The sequence below is a fragment of the Stenotrophomonas sp. YJH_SMC_94-11 genome (genome assembly GCF_059370435.1).
Genome location: NZ_JCAFTR010000009.1, coordinates 15,790 through 38,284, shown reverse-complemented (window position 1 = coordinate 38,284; position 22,495 = coordinate 15,790). Strand labels below are relative to the sequence as shown.

The following is a 22,495-nucleotide window of genomic DNA, read 5'->3' as shown; positions in this document are numbered from 1 at the left end:
GAATGTGAAAAAGTGTTGACGGCCTCTGAAAAGCCCCTATAATGAGCGGCTCAGCAACACACCGGGCGGTTAGCTCAGCGGTAGAGCATTGCCTTCACACGGCAAGGGTCACAGGTTCGATCCCTGTACCGCCCACCATGTTGCAGAACGAAAGAAGCCTCCAGCGATGGGGGCTTTTTTGTTGCGCGAAAAATTGTGAGCATTTGTACAATCATGCTCAGGAGCTCATGGATTCCTGATTGTTGGATAGCCGTACTCGTTCTAGAGTTCGCTCATCTTGCAATTCCGCGCGGGGGATGAATGAAGGGAAAGAAAGTTAAGTGGCTGATATATACGGTGCTTGTTGGCCTCATTCCGGTATTGTCTAGGTTGATGGTCTGGAGTGTCACCTCTCCGGGAAGTGTTGCTCTCATATCGTCCTCCGATTTTGTGGCATTTGGATTGGTGTTGCATATCTCAAACATAAACGAGATTGAGCATTTTTCAGGAGTGGATAGGGAATGGAAGACCATTCAAAATGGAACTTCAATTGCATTCATAGCTTTGTATAGCGTTCTATTTGCGTTGAATGTAATTGGCGGAGGGCTAATTGATGGCGCTGCCATGAATATGTGCACTTTAATTCTTTCGATGGTCTCATTCTTGATCAGTTATTCCGTCTATGATCGGATTTCTAAGGTCGAGGCTGTCGTGGAGGAGGGGCGTATATGACTTTACTGGTAGTGATTGCGTCCATGGTTTTCTCGATTTCTGGGCTGGTAGTTTCCTTGTGGTCGATCTATACAACTAGAAAAAAATACTACCTTGAATATAAGGGGAGGAAGATGCGTGATTAGAAATTTCATATATCTTGATGAGGATAAGATGTATTCCTTGTCGTCTCAGTTGTTCGAGGGTGTAACTGAGTATGTTTTGAATGAATCATTCTCGGAGAAGAGCGAGTCTGAAGATCAGAAGGGGCCTGTGGGGAGTGGGAGGGTGCTGGGTGATATCCTGAGAAGTGGTGATAGAAGGACTGAGAAAAAGTTTCTTAATGATTATTCTTTTTCGATCTTTGAGAAAAGGTTGATTGACGATTCTGCTGTTTCTATTGTTTCTGCTTCGGCCAGCGATGTTGACTTTGATGGTCGATCCTTCGCTAAGGTTTCATCTCGTGTGGTTTTCAATGACATCAATTCAATCAAGAAAACTCTAGGAAATTTTAATGATGTTGGGCGGGCTATGGCCCACGTAACCAACTTCGAAGAAATTTCTGCTGCAGATAGGCAGCTTGGTGAACTCAGACGGGCGGGTAAGGGTGGGCCTAAGCTGCAAGCCGAGCTAAAGTCGCTGATGAACGTGGATAGAATTGCCAAAAATTCGGGGCTTTATCAGGACAAGAAATTCCTTGATGATTTGGCGTTGCTTCTTGAGTATGGATTTCAAGATCAATTGGAGATTCAGATGAATGTGGGTGAGAATATTTTTTCATCTAATCTAAATAGGTTGTTCTTGCGTGAATCTGAAGATTTATTGGTCCGGAAGTACTCAAGAAGAACGGAGGTTGAGTTCACGCTTTTTGGGATTGTGACGCAGTATAAAGGAGGGGCTGGAGCCTCTGAAGGGGCTGTAGGTGTGGATGGTATCAAGGGGGCGCTAATGAATTTGATTTCGAGTTTGATTGGGGTGGAGTCAACCTTTACTGGGCGGCTTGAAAATGAAATAATTGTAGATCCTATTGCTATTTATGTTGAGCTATAAATTATTGTGAAAATTGAGGGGCTTGTGAATCTTGAGAATTTTGCTGAGCTAGGGGCGTTTGGGGGATTTTCTCGAATGTTGGTGAGTGCTGTTAATGATTCCGGCTGCACAGGAGTCTGTTTTCTGAAGTGGTTTTCCCATCTGACCACGACGCCCGCCGGCATTGACTGCCGTTCGAAGGTCATAATTGAATGCTAGCTTTGCCGATGTCAGTCGTGATTTGCTAAAAGACACTTCGCGATCATCGCCGTGGCATCCAACAGGTCATGGCCGTTGCCCGCCTGCACCACCACCGTCAACAGACTACGGCCCACCTCGGCATTGCCGCTGGTCAGTTCCATCTCGCCCTCAAAGCACAGATCGGCCAACCATTCATGGGCCTGCTGCAGCCCGCGCTTGCGGACGCGGCGGAACTCCGCGAGCAGCTTCGCCTGGCCGGCCACTTGCTCACCATCGGCAAGCAGGCCGATGGCACCGCCGTGCGCCGCGCGCCAGAGGGCCGGTAGCGGGCGACCGTTCGCGTCCACCACGTCCGCCGTGAACTGCGCGCAGTACATTTCGTAGCGCTTGCCTGCTGTGCTGCAGGGCGCGATGCCGGCCTCGGCCAGCAGGCGTTCGGCTTCATCCAGTTTGCTGAACTTCAAGCGCAACAGTGCAGGGCGGCTCAGTTGTTGTGCCAGCGCGTGCTGGTTGGCGGCGAACCAGACGTTCCAGCCAACGGTTGCGCGGCCTTCCAGTGCGGCCTTGAAGTACTCCAGGTGTTCGGCGTCCATTGCGGTCTCCTGCGCTCCCTGCGCGATTGTAGCGGGAGCACATCCGCGCCGGTCAGGCGTCGCCGCTGGAGAGGCAATGATGTGCCTCGCGCACCAGTTGTCGTGCGGCCACGATCAGTCCGTCGATATGGAAGGCGCCCAACTGTTCGTCCGGGCCGCCTTCGTTGCGCGCATGGTCGGCGGCCTGCAGCAGATCGAGCAATGCACCGAGCCCAGATAGTGAGCGGCGCAATGAAGCGTGATTGCTGGCGCCGAGGGTGAGGCTGATGCACGGTTGTCCGTCATCACCGTCGGCATGGTTGATCGCATTGAGACGGGCGAAGAACGTGGGCAGCTGCGCGGGCAAATTCTGCGCGTTCAGGGCGCACTCGATCTCGCGTGCGAGGTCTTCCGGCACGTCGGCTGCGACGTCGCCGATCAGAGCGTGCAGGCGGGGATGGATGGCGGTGCGGTTGGTCATGGCGAAACCCTCACTGGCGTAGGGCCACCTTCCGGAGCGAAGGTGGCGGACGGTGCGGGTTGGCGTACCAAGGCAAACGAACTCCCATCGAGAAGAAGGCCTGGCGGATCTGTCGATCCCCACGCACCGGCCGCCATTGAAGGCAATCGGTGCATTCTCTCTGCTGCGACGTAAACCGCAGCGATGGGTGTTCATTCGTTTATTCGAGACGCCAATCCCGGCCAAGGCGTCTTGCCTCGGCGCGGCGATCTTCAAGCCGGGCAATCACATCGGTCTGTAAGGAAAATTCTCAACTGTCCCTAGGCAGGCCAGACGTTTCCCGTTGTGTGTCGTCCGACACCTGCAAGTAGTGCGGCCCATCACTGATGGCGCGCATCGCCGCCCCTGCCGACCGTGCACATGGCGACTCCGGAGGGATGCCGCCACGGCAATCGCGTCATCCCGCGCGGCGGAGGCGGGACCATGCCACGCATGGAGCCAGAGGGTTCCATCCCTGCGCTGTCCCGCCGCCCCGGGCAGGCGTAGTCTCAGCCCGTTGCCGTGCCCATCCACTCTGGAGTGCCGCCATGCCGCTCGCCCGCATCGATCTTCGCAAAGGTAAATCCGCCGACTACCTGCAACGCGTCGGCGAAACCATCTACCAGGCCATGCGCGCGGTGGGTGTGCCGGAAAACGACCGCTTCCAGATCTTCCAGGAACACGACGCCGGCACGTTGATCTACGACCCCGGCTACCTGGGCGTGGACCGCACCGACGATTTCATCTGCATCCAGATCACCTGGAACGAAGGGCGCACGCTGGAGCAGAAGAAGGCGCTGTATGCCGGCATCGCCGATGGACTGCATGCAGCGGTGGGCATCCGCCGCGAGGACGTGTTCATCAACCTCGTGGAGGTGAAGAAGGAGAACTGGTCGTTCGGGAACGGTCAGGCGCAGTACGTGAGTTGATGCGGGAACGGTGCCTGCGCCTGACGCGGCTGGGTCAGGCCATGCGCGGCGACGCCTGCTGCTGTGCCTGTTGCTCGTCCTGCGCCAGTCGGCTTGCGTCGCGGGATTGCTGCTGCACATTGGCCTGCTGATACAGCGTATCCGCGTCGCCCTGCTGCGTATCGAGCAGGGACAGGCGCTGGCGATTGGCGGCAGGGTCCGGCGAGGCGGTGTCGCCGCTGCGATGCAGGAATACGTAGCCGGGTGCCTCGGCGGTGCTGTTTGAACTGAATGCCACCTGCAGCGTGTCCTTTTCGCTGAAGCCGGCCTGCACCGCCGCGTGGGTCAGATGGCCGGCCAGTCGTTCGTGCTCCTGGCCGGGGGGCAGCCCCTGCTGTTCGCTGGCCTGGGCGAGTGCGGTACGCACTTTCTGGTCCAAGGCATGAAGGCTGTGCCCCGGTGCGCGCGCGTCCGCAGCCAGACGCTCGCCCAAGGGGCCATCAATGCCATCGGTTTCGCTGAGCAGACGCTGCTTCAAGCTGCGCTCGGGCAGGGGATGAGTGGTGGTGCGGTTGAGTTCGCTGTTGGGGAAAGGGGGCTCAATGCTGTCCACGCCATGGATGTTGCGCAGCGGACGATAGCCGTCCTTGCCCTGTGACTGGACGCCCAGCGGAATGCGGACATCGGGCAGCAACTGGCCGACGGGGCCGCCGATGCTGTTCACGTCCAGGCTGTGCTTGCGCTGGATGCCGGCGTGATTCAATGCGTCCCAGGTGAAGTCCACGCAATTGTGGCGAACGTCGGCGTAGTGCTTGCTGAAGCCGTATTTCACTGGATCGTCGCCGAACGCCTTGAGCTTGTTGTACTGGGCTTCGGTGATTTCCAGAGAGCGCGTGTAATGCGGGTTCTTGTAGGTCTTTGCATCGCTGTCCACGATGTCGCCAGGTCCGTTCATGCTGCCGTGCTTGATCGGTGCAAAGCCGTAGCTCGCCGGATCTTTTCCCGGTGCTCGCAGGACGTAGAACATATGACCGGGCCCGGATGTCTGCGGGGAACCATCCGGATTGCTCAGCGGCTGCTGCGTTACGGGGTCGAGAAGCGGTGTACCCGGTGCCGCAATGACGATATCGACGATGTAGCGTGGCTTGTCCATGTGCGTGGTGTTCCTCCTGGAAGGTGTACGAAGGCGCTGTGCTACTTGGCGAGCGGACGCGATTCGTGAATCAGCATCCTGGCGCTTGCGCCACGAAGTGGTGCGATGTCTTCAACCGTGCTGACCTGGACCCGATACCGGCCATGCGCCTGCAACGGCAGCAACGCGACATGCAATCGGTATGCGCCATCGCTGCCCCGTTGGATCTGGGCGTAGTTCAGACCCTTACCGCGGTGCCAGTCTGGCAGTGGCTGGCCAGATCGCGACTGTGCGATCTGATACGCGTCGGGGCTTGCCAGCGGCTGCCAAGTGCCGCCGGACCATTGCTGAAGTCCAACGCGTAAAGGAATGTGCAGGTCGCGCGGAGAAGCAGCATCTGGCGATGGGGAGACGTGCTGCAGATCCAGTTCCACCGCATAAGTGCGGTAGCTGGCAAAATTGCGCGCCGTGGTTTCGAACTCGAACTGCACCTGCTGGCCGGGCGCGTCCACGGCGATGGGCTGTGAGAGTTCCAGCGGCTCTGGCGGTGGGGGCGGCCCCTTGTCGGCGCAGGCGGCAAGCAGCGTGGTCAGGCCGAGCAGGCGGATGCGCTGCCGGTGTGTGATGCGGGTGGTCATGCAGATTCCTCTGGCTCCTTGCCGTGGCCAATTGAACCCTAACGTTGGCGAGGCAGAGCCCGCAAGCGCAGGGACCGCGGTGTGGTGCATTCACATGTCGCCGCGCGAGGCGAGCTCCTGCGTCACCGTGTCGCAGGGGGCAAACCCTGAACGGGGTCCAAGGTTGGGCACAGGCCCGTAGAATGGCCGGGTGCGTCATTCTGTCCTCCACCGCCGGTTCCAGGCCCTGGCATGGCTTGCCATGCTGCTGGTGCTGCTCGCCCCGCTGGTGAGCCGCTGGCTGGCGCACGGTCACGTGGCTGCCGCTGCGCCGGTGGCAGCCATGGACCACGCAATGCACGCAGAGCATGCGCAGCACGCGATGGAAGGGCACCGCGACCATCACGGGATGGCGATGCCGCACGGCGAGGCCGCAAAGAAGCCGCCCGCCGATCCGCATGCCGATCATGAGATGGGCGTGGATTGTGATTACTGCCTGATTGCAGCGCGGTTGATCACGCTGTTGGTGGCGGCAGTGCTGCTGTTGATGCCGATGGCACCGGTGTGCCGCGCACTGCGCGGTGCGGTGCAGACGTTGCCGCAACGGATCAGCGGCACGTTGGGAGCGCGTGGGCCACCGGCCTTGATGGCTGCCTGAGCCGCACGCGCGTTGCACTGCTCGTTCTTCCATGAGGTTGCCGGCCACGGCCGGTGCCCGCACGCGCGTGTCTGTCCCTTTCTGATTGCTGCCCTGCCATTGCGGGGTGGCCTTGCATGCCGTGAACAAATGAAAACGAACCCCAACTCCGCGCGCCTGTGCCGGGCGACGCTGCCTGTCCTGTGCGCGCTGCTCCTGCATGCCGCGCCCCTGCTTGCCGCCGACGCGGCACCCCCGACCACGCTGGATACCGTGCGCGTGGTCGATACCCGCAGCGGCGAGCTGTCCTCCACTGCCAGCGCAGGCTCTGCATTGGGCCTGAGCGTGCTGCAGACGCCGGCCAGCCTGACGGTGATTTCGCGCGAGCAACTGGAGCAGCGCGGCGACAGCAACCTCAACGATGCGATCAGCCGGGCGGGCGCGATCAGTGCGATGCCGCACCCGGGCAATGGCCTGAGTGCGCTGTCCAGCCGCGGCTTCACCGATGGCGCCTCGGTGATGCGCCTGTACGACGGGCTGCGCCAGTACGGCGGCGTGGGCATCACCTTCCCGTTCGATACCTGGTCGATCGAGCGCATCGAAGTACTGCGCGGGCCGGCCTCGGTCATCCACGGCGACGGTGCGATCGGCGGGGTGATCAACATCGTGCCGAAGAAGCCCTCGCGCGGCGCCATCGAAAACGAGATCAGCGTGACCGTGGGCAGCGAGGACACCGCGCGCCTGGGCTTCGGCAGTGGTGGCGCGCTGACGCCCGAGCTGGCCTACCGGCTGGATGTGAGCGGCAACTACAGCGGTGGCTGGGTCGATCGGGGACGCAACAGCGATGCCACCTTCTCCGGCGCGCTGCTGTGGCAACCGCGTACCGACCTGCAGCTGACCCTGACTCATGCGCAGGGCCATCAGAAGCCGATGCGCTACTTCGGCACGCCGCTGGTGGAGGGACGCCAGTTGGACGCGCTGCGCCATCGCAACTACAACGTGGACGACAGCGAGATCCGCTACCGCGACCGCTGGACCCAGCTCGACGCGCTGTGGACACCGAACGCGAACGTGGAATGGCGAACCCGCGTCTACCAGATCGACAGCCAGCGTGATTGGCGCAATGCCGAGGCCTATGTCTACAACCCGCGCACCGGTTTGATCGATCGCTCGGGCAACACCCAGATCACCCACAACCAGGACCAGACCGGGCTGACCTCGACGCTGCGCGTGCAGGGCAATGTGGGCGGTAGGGCGAACAGCTTCGCGGTGGGCCTGGACGCCAACCGCGCGCACTTCAAGCACACCAACAACACCTACGCCGGCAGCTCCGGCCCGGTCGATCCGTTCCATCCGGTGCCGGGCCAGTTCGCCAGCGATGCGCCGAACCTGCCGCGCTACCGCAACACCGCCGAACAATACGCGCTGTTCGTGGAAGACCGGTTGGCGCTGAGCGAGCGCTGGTCGGTGCTGGGTGGGCTGCGCCACGACCGCGCGCGCATCGATCGCACCGATTTGATCAGCGGCCAGAACGCGTTTTCAAAGACCTACAGCAGCACCGGCTGGCGTGCAGGCACGGTATTCGCTCTGCGGCCGACGCTGAGCCTGTATGCGCAGTACTCGCAGGCGGCAGATCCGGTCAGTGGACTGCTGATGATCAGCCCCGCCAATGGAGCGTTCGATCTGGCCAAGGGGCGGCAGATCGAGGTGGGCCTGAAGCAGGCCTTCGATGGCGGCGAGTGGACGCTGGCGGCGTACCGCATCCGCAAGACCGGGCTGCTCAGCCGCGATCCGCTGGTGCCGGATCGCCGGGTACAGGTGGGCGCGCAGACGTCGCGCGGCATCGAGGCGTCGTTGAACTGGGCGTTCGCGCCACGCTGGTCGCTGGATGCCAATGCCACGGTGCTGAAGGCCGAGTTCGAGGACTTCCTGGAAACCACAGGTTCGCCCGTGATGGTGGTGTCGCGCGATGGCAACATGCCGCCTAACGTGGCCGAGCGCCTGGCCAGTGCGTGGCTCAGCTGGCAGTTCGCACCGGACTGGAGTGCGGCGGGTGGCGTGCGCTACGTCGGCAAGCGCTACGCCGACAACGCCAACACACTGGAGCTGCCCGGCTACAGCACCACCGACCTGGCACTGACCTGGCAGGCGGCACCGCGCATGCGGGTGAGCGCGCGCCTGTTCAACGTGTTCGACAAGGCGTCCTACGCGACGGCGTACTACACCAGCACACAATGGTTGCTGGGTGCGGACCGCCGCGTCGAGTTCACGCTCGACCACCGCTTCTGAGGACGCCGGCGATGTCGCTGCGATCCACCGCCAAGCGCTGGACCTACCTGGTGCATCGTTGGCTGGGCATCGGCGGATGCCTGCTGATGCTGCTGTGGTTCGTCAGTGGCATGGTGATGCTGTTCATTGGTTACCCGAAGCTGACACCCGGTGAGCGGCTGGCGGCGTTGCCGGTGCTGGGTGAGGCCCGCGACCTGCAGGGGCTGTCGGTACTGCCGGCTGCCGTGCAGGCCGAGCCGGAGGCTGTGGCATTGACCACACTGCGTGGCGAGCCGGCGTATGTGGTGCGAAGTGGCAGCAACGTGGGCGCCTGGTCTGCCGTGACCGGCCAGGCGCTGCTGCCGGTGTCGGCACAGCGTGCCGAAGCGTCCGCTGCACAGTTCGCCGGCGGCCCGGCCTTCGTGGGGGCGATGCGCGTGGACGAGGACCGCTGGACGCATTCGCGTGCACTGGACGCGCATCGGCCGCTGTATCGCGTCGAGGTGGGCGGTGCGCAGCCGGGCGACCTGTATGTGTCCTCGCGTACCGGCGAAGTGGTGCTGGACGCGCCGCATGTGCAGCAGCGCTGGAACTATGTGGGCGCCTGGCTGCACTGGTTGTATTTCCTGCGCATGCAGTCGGTGGACCCGGTGTGGACGTGGGTGGTGATCGTGCTGTCCGCACTGTGCACGCTGGCGGCGGTCAGCGGCATCGTGGTGGGTGTGTGGCGCTGGCGTTTCCGTGGGCACTATCGTTCCGGTGCGAAGACACCGTACGTCGAGCCGTGGATGCGCTGGCACCATCTTATCGGTCTGGTGGCAGCGGCCTTCGTGTTCACCTGGATCTTCAGTGGCCTGATGTCGATGAATCCATTGGGCGTCTTCAGCAGCACGCATGCTGCGATCGACGGTGGGCGCTATCGTGGCGGCGCGGTGGCGGTGGATGGCGCGTTGGGCGACCCGGCGAAGCTTCTGGCGGTGGCCGATGCTGAGTGCTTCCGGCCAGTTGAGATCCAGTGGCGGCGCATCGGTGGTGAGCTGTTCGCGGTGCTGCTGGATGGGAAGGGCGGCACCCGCATCGTGTCCAGCCCCCATGGGCGCCTGCAGGTTGCGCGGTTGCTGCCGGCCGTGTGGCTGCAGCAGAAGGTGCGGGCGCTGTCCGATGCGCCGATGCAGGATTTCGTGGTCCGACATGTACCGGATGCCTACTTCTACCCGCGTGCGCCCGAGGCCATGAATGGTGCAGCGGTACGTCGCTTCCCGGTGGCAGTGGTGGATTTCGGTGATGCCGAGGCGACACGCGTCTATCTCGATCTGGCGACCGGCGATCCGTTGCTGACGATGGGGCATCGTGAGCGGGTGGGGCGCTGGCTGTTCTACTTCCTGCATAGCTGGGACCTGCCGGCGATGCTGCGCCAAGAAGGTGCCCGGTTGGCGGTGTTGCTGCTGCTGAGCGCTGCCGGCACCGCGTTGTGTGCCACGGCGACGGTGATCGGCTATCGGCGATTGCGGATGAAGCTGCGGCGCAGGCGGCGCTGATGCCCTGGGCTACACCCGCAGCCAACGCGTGGACATCGCCACCAGCAACAAGGCCGTGGCCACGCCGATGAATGCAGCGATCAGGCCGAAGTGGTTGGCGGCAAAACCGATCAGTGCCGGGCCAGCAAGGATGCCGGCAAAGCCCAGCGTGGAAACGGCGGTGATGGCCAGCGCGCCGGGCATGCGGGTCTGGTGGCCAGCCAGCGAGAACAGCGCCGGTGCGATGTTGGCGCAGCCGAGGCCGACCAGCACATAGCCGATCAGCGACGCCTGCCACGGCGTGACCAGGGTCAGCACCAGCACGCCCGCGGCGGCAAGCAACGCGCCGAACACGATCGCGCGCTGGCGGCCCACGCGTGCCACCAGTGCATCACCGAACAGGCGTGCGACGGTCATGGTCAGGGTGAAGGTCACATAGCCGATGCCGGCGAGGCCGGCATCGACGCGGCGCACGTCGCTGAGAAACACCGCGCTCCAGTCGAGCATCGCACCTTCGCCGAGGAACGCGACGAACGCCAGCACGCCGATGAACAGCACGATGCCGTGTGGCAGGGCCAGCATCGGTGTGTCGTGCGGCATGCGTTCGCTGTGCCAGTACGACGCCGACAGCAGCATCACCAGCAGCATGGCGCCAACGCCGATCAGCACGGACGCCGAGGGAGGCAGGTGAGCAGACAGCAGCACGGTCATGGTGGCCGCGCCGAGGAAGCCGCCGATGCTGAAGAACGCATGGAAGCCGGACATCATCACGCGCCGTGCTTCGCGCTCGACGATGACGGCCTGTACGTTCATCGTGCAGTCCATTGCCCCCACGGCGGCGCCGAACACGAACAGGACCAGCCCGAGTGTCCAGGCCGAACCGGCCAGCGCCAGGCCGGGCACGGTCAGGCAGATCAGCAGGCTGCTGGCCACCATCACCCGCCGGCAACCGAGGCGCGCGGCCAGCACGCCGGACAACGGCATCGCCAGCAGCGAACCGGCACCGAGGCAGAGCAGCACCAGCCCCAGCGTGGCGTCGTTGATCCCGGTGCGTGCCTTTGCGAACGGCACCAGAGTGGCCCACAGCGCGGTGGCGAAGCCGGGAATGAAGAACGCAGCGCGGGTCGCGTGCTGTTCGGCACGCGCGCGGTTGGCAACGGACATGAGCGGTACGGTCAGGGGGGAGTGGGGTGTACCGCGATGCCTGCGGCGCGGAAGCGTGCCGCCAATGCGGGCGGTGCGGTGGTGGTCAGCACCAGGTCGTCGATCTCGTCGAGGCTGGCAATCTGCCAGTTGCCGCGTGCACCCAGCTTTTCAGTCGTGGCGGCGACGATGACACGGCTGCTGCAGGCCACCATCGCGCGCTTCAGCGTGGCTTCTTCCGCATCCATTGCCCACACGCCGGTGTCGCCGTCCACCGCGCAGGGGCCGGGCAGGTACACATCGGCGCGCAGGCGCCGCACCTGGGCCAGTGCTTCGGCGCCGACCGCGCCGCCACCGCTGGCCAGGCGCCCGCCGATCAGCTGCACCGAGGTGCCTTCAAGCAGGCTGGCGGCCGTGGCGATCTGTGGCGCGTTGGTGATCACCGTCAAGCCGAGGGCGGCCGGCAACTGCTGGGCGATCGCCAGGTTGGTTGAACCGGCGTCGAGCAGTACGACCTGGCCGGGTTGCAGCAACGCGCAGACGCGGGCGGCCAGCTCGGCCTTGTCGCCGCGGTCGCGGGTCAGCCGCTCGCGCAGCGGGCGTTCCTTGGGCGGTGGCAGCACGGCGCCACCGTAGACGCGCTGGCACAGGCCCTGCGCGGCCAGCTCGCGCAGGTCGCGGCGGATCGAATCTTCGGACACGGCATAGCGGCGCGCCAGCTCGACGGCAACCACGCGGCCCTGCTGGCGCAGTTCCTCCAGAATCTGCCGGGTGCGCTGGGCGGGGAGGGGGCTGGGATCGGAGCTCATGCTGCAAGTCTGCACGTTCGTGCATTAACGTGCAACAACGTGAATGCTGCGTTTGGGCGGGGCACAGGGCGGCTGGACTGCCGGTGAATCCGCCCGTGCCCACGTCTATGGATCGCCCTCGCGGCCCGGCATGATGGCGGGGCACCTGGCATGGAATCCCTGATGTCCCCCACCGTTCACCGCAAGCTGCGCATCGACGCGGACCAGTACACCGGCCAGAAAGTGGTCGACCAGCAGTTCCATGAGTGCGATTTTTCCGGTGCCGACCTGACCGCCACCGAGTTCATCAACTGCAGCTTCTACGATGCCGACAGCCGCAGCGGCTGCCGCTTCAATGGCGCCACATTGAAGGAGGCCAGCTTCCGCAGCTGCGACATCAGCATGTGCCACTTCAACTTCATCAAGGCGCTGGGCCTGGAGATCAGCGAGTGCCGCGCGCAGGGTGCGGATTTCAGCAACGCCAGCTTCATGAACCAGATCACCACGCGCAGCTGGTTCTGCAGCGCCTTCATCAAGAAGTCGAACCTGCGCTATGCCAATTTCTCGCGGGTCACGCTGGAGAAATGCGAACTGTGGGAGAACCGCTGGGACGGTGCAAACGTCAGCGGCGCCAGCTTTGCCGGCTCGGACCTGTCCGGTGGCCAGTTCGAGGGAATCGACTGGAACAGCGCCAACTTCACCGACTGCGACCTGACCAATTCCGATCTGGGCGAGCTGGACCTGCGCAGCACCAACCTGCGTGGCGCCACGCTGGATGTCCAGCAGGTGGCGCTGTTGATGCAGCGCATCGGCATCACGGTGGTGCCGTAGGCATCAGCCGGCGTACGCCACCCAGCCCTTGAAGCTGAAGCCCGCATAGAACAGCTCCACATCGTCGAAGCCGGCCTCCTGCAGCAGGGCGACCTCCTGTTCGGGGGCCAGCAGCGGCAGCCGCTCGGCAATGGCGTCGATCGCGCGCTGTGCATCGGCGTGGGCAACGCCGGAGGCTTCGGCGAACGCGGCGTAGCGCTGCAACCAGCGCAGCTTGCCGGCCGGATCCTGCGGCACGCTGTGGTGGGCCACCACCAGCGGCGCGCCGGGCTGCAGGCGCCTGTGCAGCTCCTGCAGCGTGTGCAGGCGCTGCGCGCCGTCGAGGAAGTGCAGGGTCAGCAGGCAGCTGGCACCATCGAAGCGCACGTCGGGGGCATCGTCGATGTAGCCTTCCAGCAACTGCACGCGCGACATCAGCGGGCCCAGTGTCTGTTCGGCCAGGGCCAGCATCGGTGCAGCCGGGTCCACGCCCAGCAGCTGCCAGCCCGGTTGCGCCTCGGCAAAGGCTTTCAGCTCCAGCCCGCCACCGGCACCGAGTACCAGTACGCGGCCCTGCGCAGGAACACGTTCGGCCAGCAGCAGGCGGCTCATCTGCTGCAACGCGAGGAACCCAGGCACCTGGCGCAGTGGCGCTTCGGCATAGCGGGCCACCGCCTGCGGGTCGGAGAACGTGGACATGCGCGGATTCCTGCAGCAGGGGACATACCACTGTACCGTGGCATGCAAGTGCCTTTGCCGCGGGACACTCCTAGCTGCGTTGACCGGCTTGCATCCAGCTCAGCGCAATGCCCGCGCCAGCACTTGCCAGATCCGTGCGTCCTGGCATTGCGATACGTTGAAGCGCAGATAGTCGGCCGCGCGCTGCGACTGGCTGAACGCGTTGCCCGGGGCCAGCACGATGCCCTCGCGCAGGCACTGCCGCGCCAGCGCGGCGGAATCGCGGCCATCGGGCAGCTGGCACCACAGGAACAGGCCCGCTTCCGGTTGCAGCCACGGGGTGATTCCCAGCGTGTGCAGCTTGCGCAGCGTGTGCCGGCGGGCATCGGCCAATCGCGAACGCACCGATTGCATGTGGCGTCGGTAGCCACTGTCGGTCAGCGCGATGTGCATCAGCTGCGCGGCCAGATGGCCACCGCCGAAGCTGGTCGCCAGCTTCAGGTCGGTCAACGCTTCGATCCAGTCATGGCGTGCAGCGATGTAGCCGCAGCGAGAGGCTGCCGACAGCGTCTTGGAGAAACTGCCGACGTGGATCACCCGTGACAGCCCATCGAGTGCCGCCAGCCGCGGCGCGGGGTGCAGTTCAAAGTCGGCGAAGATGTCGTCCTCGACGATGATCAGTTCGCTGCGCTCGGCCAGGCCCAGCAGACGGTGCGCGGTGCTGGCCGAAAGCACCGCACCGGTCGGGTTGTGCAGTCCGGAATTGGTGATGTACAGCCGCGGCGAATGGTCCTGCAATGCACGATCGAACGCTTCAAGATCCGGGCCGGTGGGCGTGTACGGCACCCCCACTGCCTGTACCTGGTGCGCCTTCAGCAGCGCGTGGTAGTTGAAGTAGCTCGGGTCATCGACCAGCACGCAGTCGCCGGGCTTGAGCAGGAAACGGCAGATCAGGTCGACCGCGTGCGTCCCGGATTCGGTCAGCAGGATCTGCTCCATCGGTGCATCGATGCCGAGCGTGGCGCTGCGCCTCTGCAGCAGCTGGCGCAACGCGGGCAGCCCGAGTGGGCCGGCGTAGTCGACCAGATGCACTGCATCGGCACGCGCCAGCCGACGCAGGCCGCGGCGCATGCCATCGTGATACAGCCAGTTACTGGGCATCCAGCCGCACCCCGGCTTGAGGTGGCCCGGCGGGGTTTCCAGCGATTGCCGCGACACCCACAACGGATCCACCGCGCGGTCCAGCCGCGGTTCCATTTCGGCCAGGGCGAGCGGTGCGGCCGGTCCGCTGACGTAGAAGCCGGAACCGGCACGCGCGCTGATCAGCCCTTCGGCCGCCAGGCGCTCGTAGGCTTCGACCACGGTGGAGACCGACACCCCCATCGCTGCCGCCTGCGCGCGCACCGAAGGCAGGCGGGAGCCGGGGCCATCGACCCGCGCGGTGATGCGGTTGCGGACCGCCTGGATGACCGATTCGATGCGGGTAAGCGGACGTGGCATGTCAGCACTGTAGTGGAAGTGTGGGCAATACAGTTCTTTGCGACTGTACTGGATTGTAGCTGGGGCGGTTCCGCCATGGATGCTTCCATACAGGCTCCGCCAGGCGTCGCCTGGCACTTCAGGATCACAGGCGTGGAACGGTCGGCGAGCGGTTGGATCAATGGCTTCATCGGGGTGGTGATTTTCGCGGGCTCGTTGCCGGCCACCCGCCTGGCGGTGCTGCAGCTGGATGCCGGGTTCGTCACCGCCGCACGCGCCACCATCGCCGCCGTGCTTGGCCTGGCGCTGCTGCTTATGCTGCGCCAGCCGTGGCCGCGGCGCGGTGACCTGCCTGGGCTGGTGGTGGTCAGCCTCGGCGTTGTGGTCGGTTTTCCACTGCTGACCGCGCTTGCGCTGCGCCACGCGTCATCGGCACATACCATCGTGTTCCTCGGCCTGTTGCCGCTGAGCACTGCGCTGTTCGGCGTGCTGCGCGGTGGCGAACGGCCGCGCCCGGCGTTCTGGTTGTTCTCGTTGCTGGGCAGTACCTGCGTGGTCGGCTATGCGGTGCGCAACGGCATCGAGGCGTCATTGCAAGCTGACCTGCTGATGCTGGCGGCCATCGTGGTGTGCGGGCTGGGCTATGCCGAAGGCGGCCGGCTGGCCCGTCACCTGGGCGGCTGGCAGGTGATCAGCTGGGCACTGCTGCTGGCGCTGCCGGTGATGCTGCCGTTGACGGTGCTGATGCGCCCGGCCTCGTTCACTGCGGTCGGTGCCTCGGCGTGGTGGGCGCTGGGCTACGTGGCGGTGTTCAGCATGCTGATCGGCTTCCTGTTCTGGTACCGCGGGTTGGCGCAGGGCGGCATCGCCGCTGTCGGCCAGTTGCAGTTGCTGCAGCCGTTCTTCGGCTTGGCCCTGGCCGCGCTGCTGCTGCACGAATCGGTCAGCCTCAGCATGGTGCTGGTGACCGCGGTCGCGGTGATCTGCGTGGCAGGCGCCCGCCGCTTCAGTCGCTAGGAAAAAGGGACGGAGGGGATTAAGTCGTAACAGGCACAGTAGGGCCGATTACGACTTAATCCCCTCCGTCCCCTTTTTATGAGGCGTCCTGGAACAGGTTGGCAACGGCGTAGTCGATGAACACCCGCAGGCGTGCACTGGGATGGCGCCCACCGGGCCATAGCAACGAGAACTGCCCCTGGTGCGTGGGCAGCGCAGGCAGCACCCGTTGCAGGCGGCCATCGCCCAGCGCGTCAGCGGCGAGGAAGTCCGGCATCCAGGCCAGGCCCATGCAACCGATCGCAGCGGCCAGCACGGCTTCCATGTTGTTGCAGGTCATCGCCGTGGGAAGCCGCGCCCCGGCATCGCCTTCGATACCCGGCAGCTGCCACGGATGCAGCTTTCCGGTGGTGGGGTAACGGAAGCGCAGCGCGGTATGCATGCGCAGGTCGCCTACATCGCCGGGTGTGCCGTGCGCCTGCAGGTAGCCCGGCGCCGCACAGAGGATGAAACGAAAACCACCCAGCCGCCGTGCGGTCAGGCTGGAATCGGCCAGTTCGCCGCTGCGTATCACCGCGTCCAGGCCTTCGCTGACCACATCGACGATGCGGTCGTTGAAGTCCAGTTCCAGCTGCACCTGCGGGTAGCGCTGCTGGAAGCCGGGCAGCACCGGCAGCAGGAAGCGGTAGCCGATGGTGGGCAGGCCGATGCGCAGCAGCCCACTGGGGGCGTGCTGTCGCTGCGCCAGGTCCGCCTGCGCTTCGGAAAGCTCATCCAGTGCGCGGCGACAGCGCTGCAGCAGCAGTTCGCCTTCGTCGGTGAGGTGCACGCGGCGGGTGGTGCGCTGGAACAAACGGGTGCCCAGGTTCTGTTCAAGGCGGGCGATGCGCTTGCCTACCGCCGAGGCGGACAGGCCGAGTACGCGGGCGGCGCCGACGATGCTGCCCGCCTCTGCGGTTCGGACGAAGGCGAGCAGGGCAGAGATGGAGTCCATGACCGACATGATTGCGGAACATATGGCCGCAATCAACGTCCATAGAGCCTGTTTTTCAGGAATAACGGCCCGCCCATCATCAATGCCCCTGATGGATGGAGGCCCGCATGGCCCCGGTTTCGATGCTCCCTGTACCTGCCCAAACGCCGCAACGCTGGACGCTGCTTGCGGTTTGCCTGGCCGCGCTGGCGCTGCCGTTGTCCTTCACCGCCGGTGCCGTCGCGGTGCCGGTGCTGGCCCGCTCCGCAGTGGCATCGCCCACTGCGCTGGCCTGGGTGACCAACGCCTTCATGCTCACCTTCGGCAGCCTGCTGCTCGCTGCCGGTGGCCTGGCTGATCGCCATGGCCGACGGCGGATGTTCCTGCTGGGCACGGCCGGCTTCACCCTCGCGACGGCCGCTGTATGCCTGTCGCCTACGCTGCTGTGGCTGGATCTGGCGCGTGGCCTGCAGGGCGTTGCCGCCGCCGCAGCGCTGGCCTCGGGCACCGCTGCGCTGGCGCAGGGCTGGCAGGGACCGAGGCGTGCCCGTGTCTTCGCCCTGCTGGGCACGACATTCGGTGCGGGCCTGGCGCTGGGGCCGCTGCTCGCGGGCCTGCTGCTGCAGGCGCTGGGCTGGCGCAGCGTGTTCGCTGCGGGCGGTGTGCTGACGTTGGCGGCGTTCGCACTGGCCGCGCGCGCGTTGCCCGAAAGCCATGGCGAGCGCCGACGGCTGGATATCGGCGGCATGCTGAGTTTCAGCCTGACGCTGGCTGCGTTGACCCTGGCCCTGCTGTGGCTGGGCGAGTTCGGCCTGCACGCCGTGCGTGTACAACTGGCGCTGCTGGCGACGCTGTTGTTGGGCGGGGTGTTCGTCACTATCGAACGACGGCACCCATCACCATTGCTGGACCTCTCACTGTTCTCGCAACCGGCGTTCCTCGGCGTCCAGCTGCTGCCGGTGGCGACCTGCTTCGGCTACGTAGTGCTGCTGGTCGTACTGCCCCTGCAGCTGCTCGGCGTACTTGGACAGAGCCCGACACAGGTGGGGCTGCAGATGCTGGCCCTGTCCGCACCGATGCTTGTGCTGCCCTTGCTTGCCGCGCGCTGGGCGGAGCGCGTGGGAAGTGCGCGGCTTTGCACTTTGGGACTGCTGGTGTGTGCCTCCGGTCTGTACCTGCTGTCGCGGCAGGCGTCGCACCCATCGCCCTCGCAGTGGGTACCGTTGCTGATGCTGATCGGCGCAGGAACGGCGTTGCCGTGGGGGCTGATGGATGGGCTGTCGGTGAGCGTGGTACCGGTGCAACGTGCGGGCATGGCTGCAGGCATCTTTGGAACCGTACGGGTGGCCGGCGAAGGCATCGCGTTGGCTGCGGTGACTGCACTGCTCGCGTTGCTGATCGGTCGGCAGCTGCAAGGGGCTTCGCCCGCGTCGTTGGCGCGTGCCGGCGCTTATCTGGCGAGCGGGTCCCGCGCGCAGGCTGTGGCGCTGCTGCCGGCGATGAGCGCTGAGCAGCTGCAGCAGGTCAGCACCAAGGCGATGGCAACACTGCTGCGTGTACTGGCGCTGCTGACGGCTGCGTGTGCTGTGTTGTTGCACCTGTTGCTGCGGAAACGCAAAGGCGCGTTGGCCGGGCATACGGCGTAGCAGGCTCATCGCCCCCTCCGCCGTCATCCCGTTGTCGTCTTCCGCTCACGCCGCCCATGCCCACCCAGGTCTAATGTTGATCGTCCCCGTCCCCCACGGAGACCCGCCATGTGGCTGCTCGACCATCTCTGGCCCGGCCGTAGACCGCTTCCTCCCCCGGTCGCGGACGCGCCGCAGGCACCGCCGCGCCGGCCTTGGCTGAAACGCCCTGTGCGGGCCGGGCGCAGCGGCATGGCGCCCTGGCAGAAGATCGCCACGCCGCCGCGGCGCACGCGCCACTAGCCGGTGCGGTCTGACGGGTGGTTGACCCCGTCGCTGACCGGAATGACCCCCAGCGCAAACGGGTCGATGCCTTCCAGGCACGCCACGTTGTAGCCGTACTGGTCCGGGTTGGAGCGGCGCCGGTGATGGGTGTAGATGCCGCACACGCCGCAGAAGTAGTGCTCGGCCACATGGGTGTTGAACTGGTACTTCTGCAGGTGATGCTGCCCGCGCACCACCTGCAGGCCCTGACGGGCAACGCTGGCTGCAATGGCACCCCGGCGCCGGCACATCGAGCAGTCGCAGCGGCGCGGGTCGACGATGCCGTCCGGCAGGTCCAGCAGCAGCTCGACCGTGCCGCAATGGCAGGTGGCGCGGTGCTGGGGTTGGACCGGAACGCCGGCCACGGAAGTGATGCCCATCGTTGCTCCTGTGAAGTGAACCTGGCCGCATGGACCGCCGCAGACGGTGCGCCGGCGTGCCTGAACAGGCCGTAGATGCCACGGTGAACCCGCTTGTGGCTAACTATGCGGCTTCGGGACCGCGACAGGATGCCAGTGAAAGCCGCAGGACGTTGGATGACAGGAAGTGCCATGGCGCTGGCAGCGCTGTGGGTGGCCGGGCTGCTGGCCTATCAGATGCCGGGGCCGGGCTGGCTGGCGAACGGCATTGCGGTGCTGTGGCTGCTGGTTGCGCTGTGGGCGTCGTGGCGGGTCGCGCGTGGTCGCAGCAACCGCCGCCTCGGCATGGCGTATGGCGCTGCGCTGGCGCTGGCCGGCCTGTGGTGGCTGCTGCTGACCCCACGCCAGGACCGCGTGTGGGCCGATGACGTGGCCCAGCGCCTGCATGTGGTGTCCTTCGACGGGCGCCACGTGGTGTTCGACAACGTGCGTGATTTCACCTGGCGCAGCGAAACCGACTACGACGCGCGCTGGGTGCGCCGCGAATACGACCTGGACCAGTTGCGCTCGGCCGATCTGGTGCTGTCGTACTGGATGGGCCCGGCGATCGCCCACACCCTCATCTCGTTCGGTTTCGAGGACGGTCGCCACGTGGTGTTCTCGCTGGAGATCCGCAAGGAGCGCGGCGAATCGTTTTCGGCACTGGGCGGGTTCTTCCGCAAGTTCGAGATGACCCTGGTGGCCTCGGAAGAGACCGACATCATCCGCACCCGCACCAACGCGCGTGGCGAGGATGTCTATCTGTACCGCCTGCACGGCATGGACCACGCGCAGCTGAAGGAACTGTTTGCCGCGTACATCGCGCAGGCGCGCGAACTGGATGCGAAGCCGGGCTTCTACAACACGCTCACCAGCAACTGCACCACCATCGTCTTCGACCTGGCCCGCCACATCGCGCCGCGCCTGCCGCTGGACTACCGCCTGCTGCTGTCCGGGTATCTGGCCGAGTATGCGCAGGAGGTCGGCGCACTCACCCCAGGCGTGCCTTATGCCGAGCTGCATGACAAGGGCCGCATCACCCAGCGTGCGTTGGACCTGGGCAGCGGCGACCACTTCTCCACCGTGATCCGCCAGGGCGTACCTGGCACCGAGCAGGACCCGCAGTAATGACTCGACTCCTCCTGATCCGCTGGCAGCGTGCGCTGCCGGTGTTGTTCGCCGCCTTCCTGCTGCTGGGCAGCAGTGGTTGCGCGATGGTCACCGTCAAGCAGGTCAAATCCAGCGATTCGCTGGTCAACAAGCGTGCCGACGTGCTCAATACCGGCAAGCTCAGCCCCGCTGCGCGCGAGACGCTAAGCGCGGCAGGCCTGGACGAATCGCAGTGCGAGAAGGACTTCCTGGTCTGCCGTAGCACGCTGCTGATGACCGACGATCTCAATGTCGAGCAGCGGCTGTCTGCGCTGTCCGAACTGTGGGTGAAGGCCGCGCTGGCGCTGACGCCGAAGAAGACCGCAGCCGGCGATCCGCCGATGAGCGACGCGGCGCTGGACGCTTGGCTGGAAGCCGCGCGCTACGCCTATGCCTACCTGTTCTACAGCGGCCGCTCACCATCGGATCGCGCCTTCGAAGACCGGCAGACGCAGGTGCGTGACTACTACAACTACGCGGCCGAGAAGGCGGCGGTGGTGCTGTTCGTCCGCGCGCGCGCCGCTGCGTTGGCTGGCGAGGACTACACGAAGCCGATCTCGGTTGGCAGCTGGTCGCTGGCTTCCAACTACCAGCAGCTGAACCTGAAGAGCATTCCCGCGCAGCTGGTGCCGGCTGGCACGGTCAGCTTCGTCGGGCTGCGCAGTACTTATCGCCGTGATGGCTTCGGTGCCGAGCTGGTGATGGTGATGGACCCGCCGAAGCTGGTCGCAACGGTGATCGCGCCTGAGGGCCCGAAGGCGGAGACACCGCAGGATGACGAAGAGGGCGCACGCCGTGGCCGCCGTCATCGGCATGACGATTCGGTGCCCGAGTTCAGCGAGATGTCCTCGATCAACGTCACCGCGTTGCTGCGCTTCGAAGGCAGCAGCCTGGACGATGTGATGCGGACGCGCCGGGTTGAACTGGATGCCTATTCGCCGGAAGCTACCGAGCGCATCACCCTGCACGGCGAACAGGTGCCGCTGGCCGGCAATTTCACCGCGGCCTACGGCCTGTGGCTTGCCCAGAGCGGTTTCGCCCGGCAGTCACTGCGCACCCTGTTCGGCATGAGCGAGGGCATCGGCGAGCCACACATCTACCTGATGCAGCCGTGGGACCCGAACCGCCGCATCATCTTCATGCTGCACGGCCTGGCCAGCAGCCCGGAAGCCTGGGTGAACCTGGCCAATGAGATCATGGGCGACCCCGAGCTGCGCCAGCAGTTCCAGGTGTGGCAGGTCTATTACCCGACCAACGCACCGATCGCGTTGAACCGCTACGAGATCGCCAATGCGTTCAACGACACGCTGAAGCACTTCGATCCCAATGGCAGCACGCGTGCATCGAAGGACATGGTCTACATCGGCCACAGCATGGGCGGCGTGCTCGCGCGGCTGCTGGTGAGCGATTCCGGTGACGTGCTGTGGAACGACCTGCTGGCCAACTATGACCTGAAGGGCGAGCGTCTGAAGCGCGTGCAGAACAAGCTGGGGCCGTTGCTGCATTTCAAGGCACAGCCGAACGTGGAGCGTGCGATCTTCATCGCTGCGCCGCACCAGGGCACCGATATTGCCGGCAACAAGGTCGGGCGCCTGCTGGGCCGGCTGGTGCGCCTGCCACTGACCATCCTCGGCAAGTTCGAGGACGTGTTCATGGCGCTGGCGCAGGCCGAGCAGCAGGTCGATGGCACGGCCAAGCCGAAGATTCCCAACAGCATCGACAACCTCAAGGCCAGCGACCCGTTCGTCAAGGCCGCAGCGCAGCTGCCGATCGAAGCGGGACTGAAGTACCACTCGATCATCGCCCAGCGCAAGCCGGAGCTGCCAGTGGACAAGTCCGATGACGGACTGGTGCCGTACTGGAGTGCGCACCTGCCGGGGGCGCTGTCGGAGAAGGTCATCATTTCCGGCCACAGTGTGCAGGAGACCCCGCAAGCGGTGCTGGAAGTGCGGCGCATCCTGCACCGGGATATCGATGACGTGGGCGCCGCTACCAGGTAGTGCCGGCCGCTGGCCGGCATCATCACGGCATTCCTGTGTGCGCGGAGGTTGCCGGCCAGCGG

Annotated in this window: 20 protein-coding genes, 1 tRNA gene and 1 pseudogene; 12 read left to right on the top strand and 10 right to left on the bottom strand. The window is 64.8% G+C overall.

The genetic code is table 11. From position 1 onward, the window contains the following. Nucleotides 1-63 precede the first annotated feature (63 nt). The 3 genes from AC5P74_RS15535 to AC5P74_RS15525 all read left to right on the top strand — a co-directional run bounded on the left by AC5P74_RS15535 (nt 64) and on the right by AC5P74_RS15525 (nt 1,740). Nucleotides 64-138 (top strand) — tRNA-Val (locus tag AC5P74_RS15535). A gap of 162 nt (nt 139-300) precedes the next feature. Further along, nucleotides 301-711, top strand: a complete 411-nt coding sequence (locus tag AC5P74_RS15530) for a hypothetical protein (RefSeq protein ID WP_134955755.1) — start codon at nt 301-303, stop codon at nt 709-711. A gap of 117 nt (nt 712-828) precedes the next feature. Further along, nucleotides 829-1,740: a DUF6414 family protein gene (locus tag AC5P74_RS15525; RefSeq protein ID WP_425524660.1), complete on the top strand. Its 912-nt coding sequence runs from the start codon at nt 829-831 to the stop codon at nt 1,738-1,740. A gap of 209 nt (nt 1,741-1,949) precedes the next feature. Here the strand turns inward: AC5P74_RS15525 and AC5P74_RS15520 are convergent, their stop codons facing one another. Both AC5P74_RS15520 and AC5P74_RS15515 read right to left on the bottom strand, forming a co-directional pair. Continuing rightward, nucleotides 1,950-2,513 carry a hypothetical protein gene (locus tag AC5P74_RS15520; RefSeq protein WP_346607301.1) on the bottom strand — a complete coding sequence of 188 codons (564 nt, stop codon included), beginning with the start codon at nt 2,511-2,513 and terminating at the stop codon, nt 1,950-1,952. Nucleotides 2,514-2,565: 52 nt separating this feature from the next. After that, a complete protein-coding gene (locus AC5P74_RS15515; protein WP_346607302.1) occupies nt 2,566-2,973 on the bottom strand; it encodes a hypothetical protein in 408 nt (135 codons plus the stop codon). 566 nt (nt 2,974-3,539) lie between these two features. Between AC5P74_RS15515 and AC5P74_RS15510 the strand changes: the two genes are divergently transcribed. Next, nucleotides 3,540-3,920, top strand: coding sequence for a tautomerase family protein (locus AC5P74_RS15510; RefSeq protein WP_235647416.1), 381 nt, complete (start codon nt 3,540-3,542; stop codon nt 3,918-3,920). Between the two features lie 34 nt (nt 3,921-3,954). Here the strand turns inward: AC5P74_RS15510 and AC5P74_RS15505 are convergent, their stop codons facing one another. Together AC5P74_RS15505 and AC5P74_RS15500 are read right to left on the bottom strand one after the other, a co-directional pair. Beyond that, nucleotides 3,955-4,854, bottom strand: a complete 900-nt coding sequence (locus AC5P74_RS15505; protein ID WP_495222498.1) for an XVIPCD domain-containing protein — start codon at nt 4,852-4,854, stop codon at nt 3,955-3,957. A 239-nt stretch (nt 4,855-5,093) separates the two neighbouring features. Then, complete coding sequence (locus AC5P74_RS15500; RefSeq protein WP_346607304.1) at nt 5,094-5,669, bottom strand: hypothetical protein; 576 nt, start codon at nt 5,667-5,669, stop codon at nt 5,094-5,096. A gap of 241 nt (nt 5,670-5,910) precedes the next feature. Here AC5P74_RS15500 and AC5P74_RS15495 point away from each other — a divergent pair, with 241 nt between their 5' ends. The 3 genes from AC5P74_RS15495 to AC5P74_RS15485 all read left to right on the top strand — a co-directional run bounded on the left by AC5P74_RS15495 (nt 5,911) and on the right by AC5P74_RS15485 (nt 10,091). Continuing rightward, a complete protein-coding gene (locus AC5P74_RS15495; protein ID WP_346607305.1) occupies nt 5,911-6,306 on the top strand; it encodes a DUF2946 family protein in 396 nt (131 codons plus the stop codon). A 129-nt stretch (nt 6,307-6,435) separates the two neighbouring features. Continuing rightward, nucleotides 6,436-8,574 (top strand): TonB-dependent receptor, encoded by a 2,139-nt coding sequence (locus tag AC5P74_RS15490; RefSeq protein ID WP_329841401.1) that lies wholly within the window; start codon nt 6,436-6,438, stop codon nt 8,572-8,574. Between the two features lie 11 nt (nt 8,575-8,585). After that, complete coding sequence (locus tag AC5P74_RS15485; protein ID WP_053499762.1) at nt 8,586-10,091, top strand: PepSY domain-containing protein; 1,506 nt, start codon at nt 8,586-8,588, stop codon at nt 10,089-10,091. A gap of 9 nt (nt 10,092-10,100) precedes the next feature. Here the strand turns inward: AC5P74_RS15485 and AC5P74_RS15480 are convergent, their stop codons facing one another. Next, on the bottom strand, nt 10,101-11,234 hold the full coding sequence (locus AC5P74_RS15480) for an MFS transporter (protein WP_111205527.1): 1,134 nt from the start codon (nt 11,232-11,234) through the stop codon (nt 10,101-10,103). 11 nt (nt 11,235-11,245) lie between these two features. After that, nucleotides 11,246-12,022 carry a DeoR/GlpR family DNA-binding transcription regulator gene (locus tag AC5P74_RS15475; RefSeq protein ID WP_495204982.1) on the bottom strand — a complete coding sequence of 259 codons (777 nt, stop codon included), beginning with the start codon at nt 12,020-12,022 and terminating at the stop codon, nt 11,246-11,248. Nucleotides 12,023-12,184: 162 nt separating this feature from the next. Between AC5P74_RS15475 and smqnr the strand changes: the two genes are divergently transcribed. Continuing rightward, on the top strand, nt 12,185-12,832 hold the full coding sequence (smqnr, locus tag AC5P74_RS15470; protein WP_134808564.1) for a SmQnr family pentapeptide repeat protein: 648 nt from the start codon (nt 12,185-12,187) through the stop codon (nt 12,830-12,832). 3 nt (nt 12,833-12,835) lie between these two features. On the opposite strand, the gene AC5P74_RS15465 is transcribed toward smqnr, so the two are convergent. Then, nucleotides 12,836-13,510 carry a class I SAM-dependent methyltransferase gene (locus tag AC5P74_RS15465; protein WP_346607307.1) on the bottom strand — a complete coding sequence of 225 codons (675 nt, stop codon included), beginning with the start codon at nt 13,508-13,510 and terminating at the stop codon, nt 12,836-12,838. 99 nt (nt 13,511-13,609) lie between these two features. Next, nucleotides 13,610-14,989 (bottom strand): aminotransferase-like domain-containing protein, encoded by a 1,380-nt coding sequence (locus tag AC5P74_RS15460; RefSeq protein WP_346607308.1) that lies wholly within the window; start codon nt 14,987-14,989, stop codon nt 13,610-13,612. A gap of 132 nt (nt 14,990-15,121) precedes the next feature. Between AC5P74_RS15460 and AC5P74_RS15455 the strand changes: the two genes are divergently transcribed. Then, entirely contained in the window at nt 15,122-15,985 is an 864-nt protein-coding gene (locus AC5P74_RS15455; RefSeq protein WP_053499773.1) for a DMT family transporter, read from the top strand. Nucleotides 15,986-16,033: 48 nt separating this feature from the next. Here the strand turns inward: AC5P74_RS15455 and AC5P74_RS15450 are convergent. Continuing rightward, nucleotides 16,034-16,958 (bottom strand): annotated as a pseudogene (locus tag AC5P74_RS15450) (LysR family transcriptional regulator). 107 nt (nt 16,959-17,065) lie between these two features. Here AC5P74_RS15450 and AC5P74_RS15445 point away from each other — a divergent pair. Beyond that, nucleotides 17,066-18,583, top strand: coding sequence for an MFS transporter (locus AC5P74_RS15445; protein WP_346607310.1), 1,518 nt, complete (start codon nt 17,066-17,068; stop codon nt 18,581-18,583). A gap of 278 nt (nt 18,584-18,861) precedes the next feature. On the opposite strand, the gene AC5P74_RS15440 is transcribed toward AC5P74_RS15445, so the two are convergent. Beyond that, nucleotides 18,862-19,266 (bottom strand): GFA family protein, encoded by a 405-nt coding sequence (locus tag AC5P74_RS15440; RefSeq protein WP_138953024.1) that lies wholly within the window; start codon nt 19,264-19,266, stop codon nt 18,862-18,864. A gap of 171 nt (nt 19,267-19,437) precedes the next feature. Here AC5P74_RS15440 and AC5P74_RS15435 point away from each other — a divergent pair, with 171 nt between their 5' ends. Then, nucleotides 19,438-20,412: an Lnb N-terminal periplasmic domain-containing protein gene (locus AC5P74_RS15435; protein ID WP_346607327.1), complete on the top strand. Its 975-nt coding sequence runs from the start codon at nt 19,438-19,440 to the stop codon at nt 20,410-20,412. Continuing rightward, on the top strand, nt 20,412-22,433 hold the full coding sequence (locus tag AC5P74_RS15430; protein WP_495204981.1) for an esterase/lipase family protein: 2,022 nt from the start codon (nt 20,412-20,414) through the stop codon (nt 22,431-22,433). The genes AC5P74_RS15435 and AC5P74_RS15430 overlap by 1 nt, the downstream gene beginning before the upstream one ends. Nucleotides 22,434-22,495 lie beyond the last annotated feature (62 nt).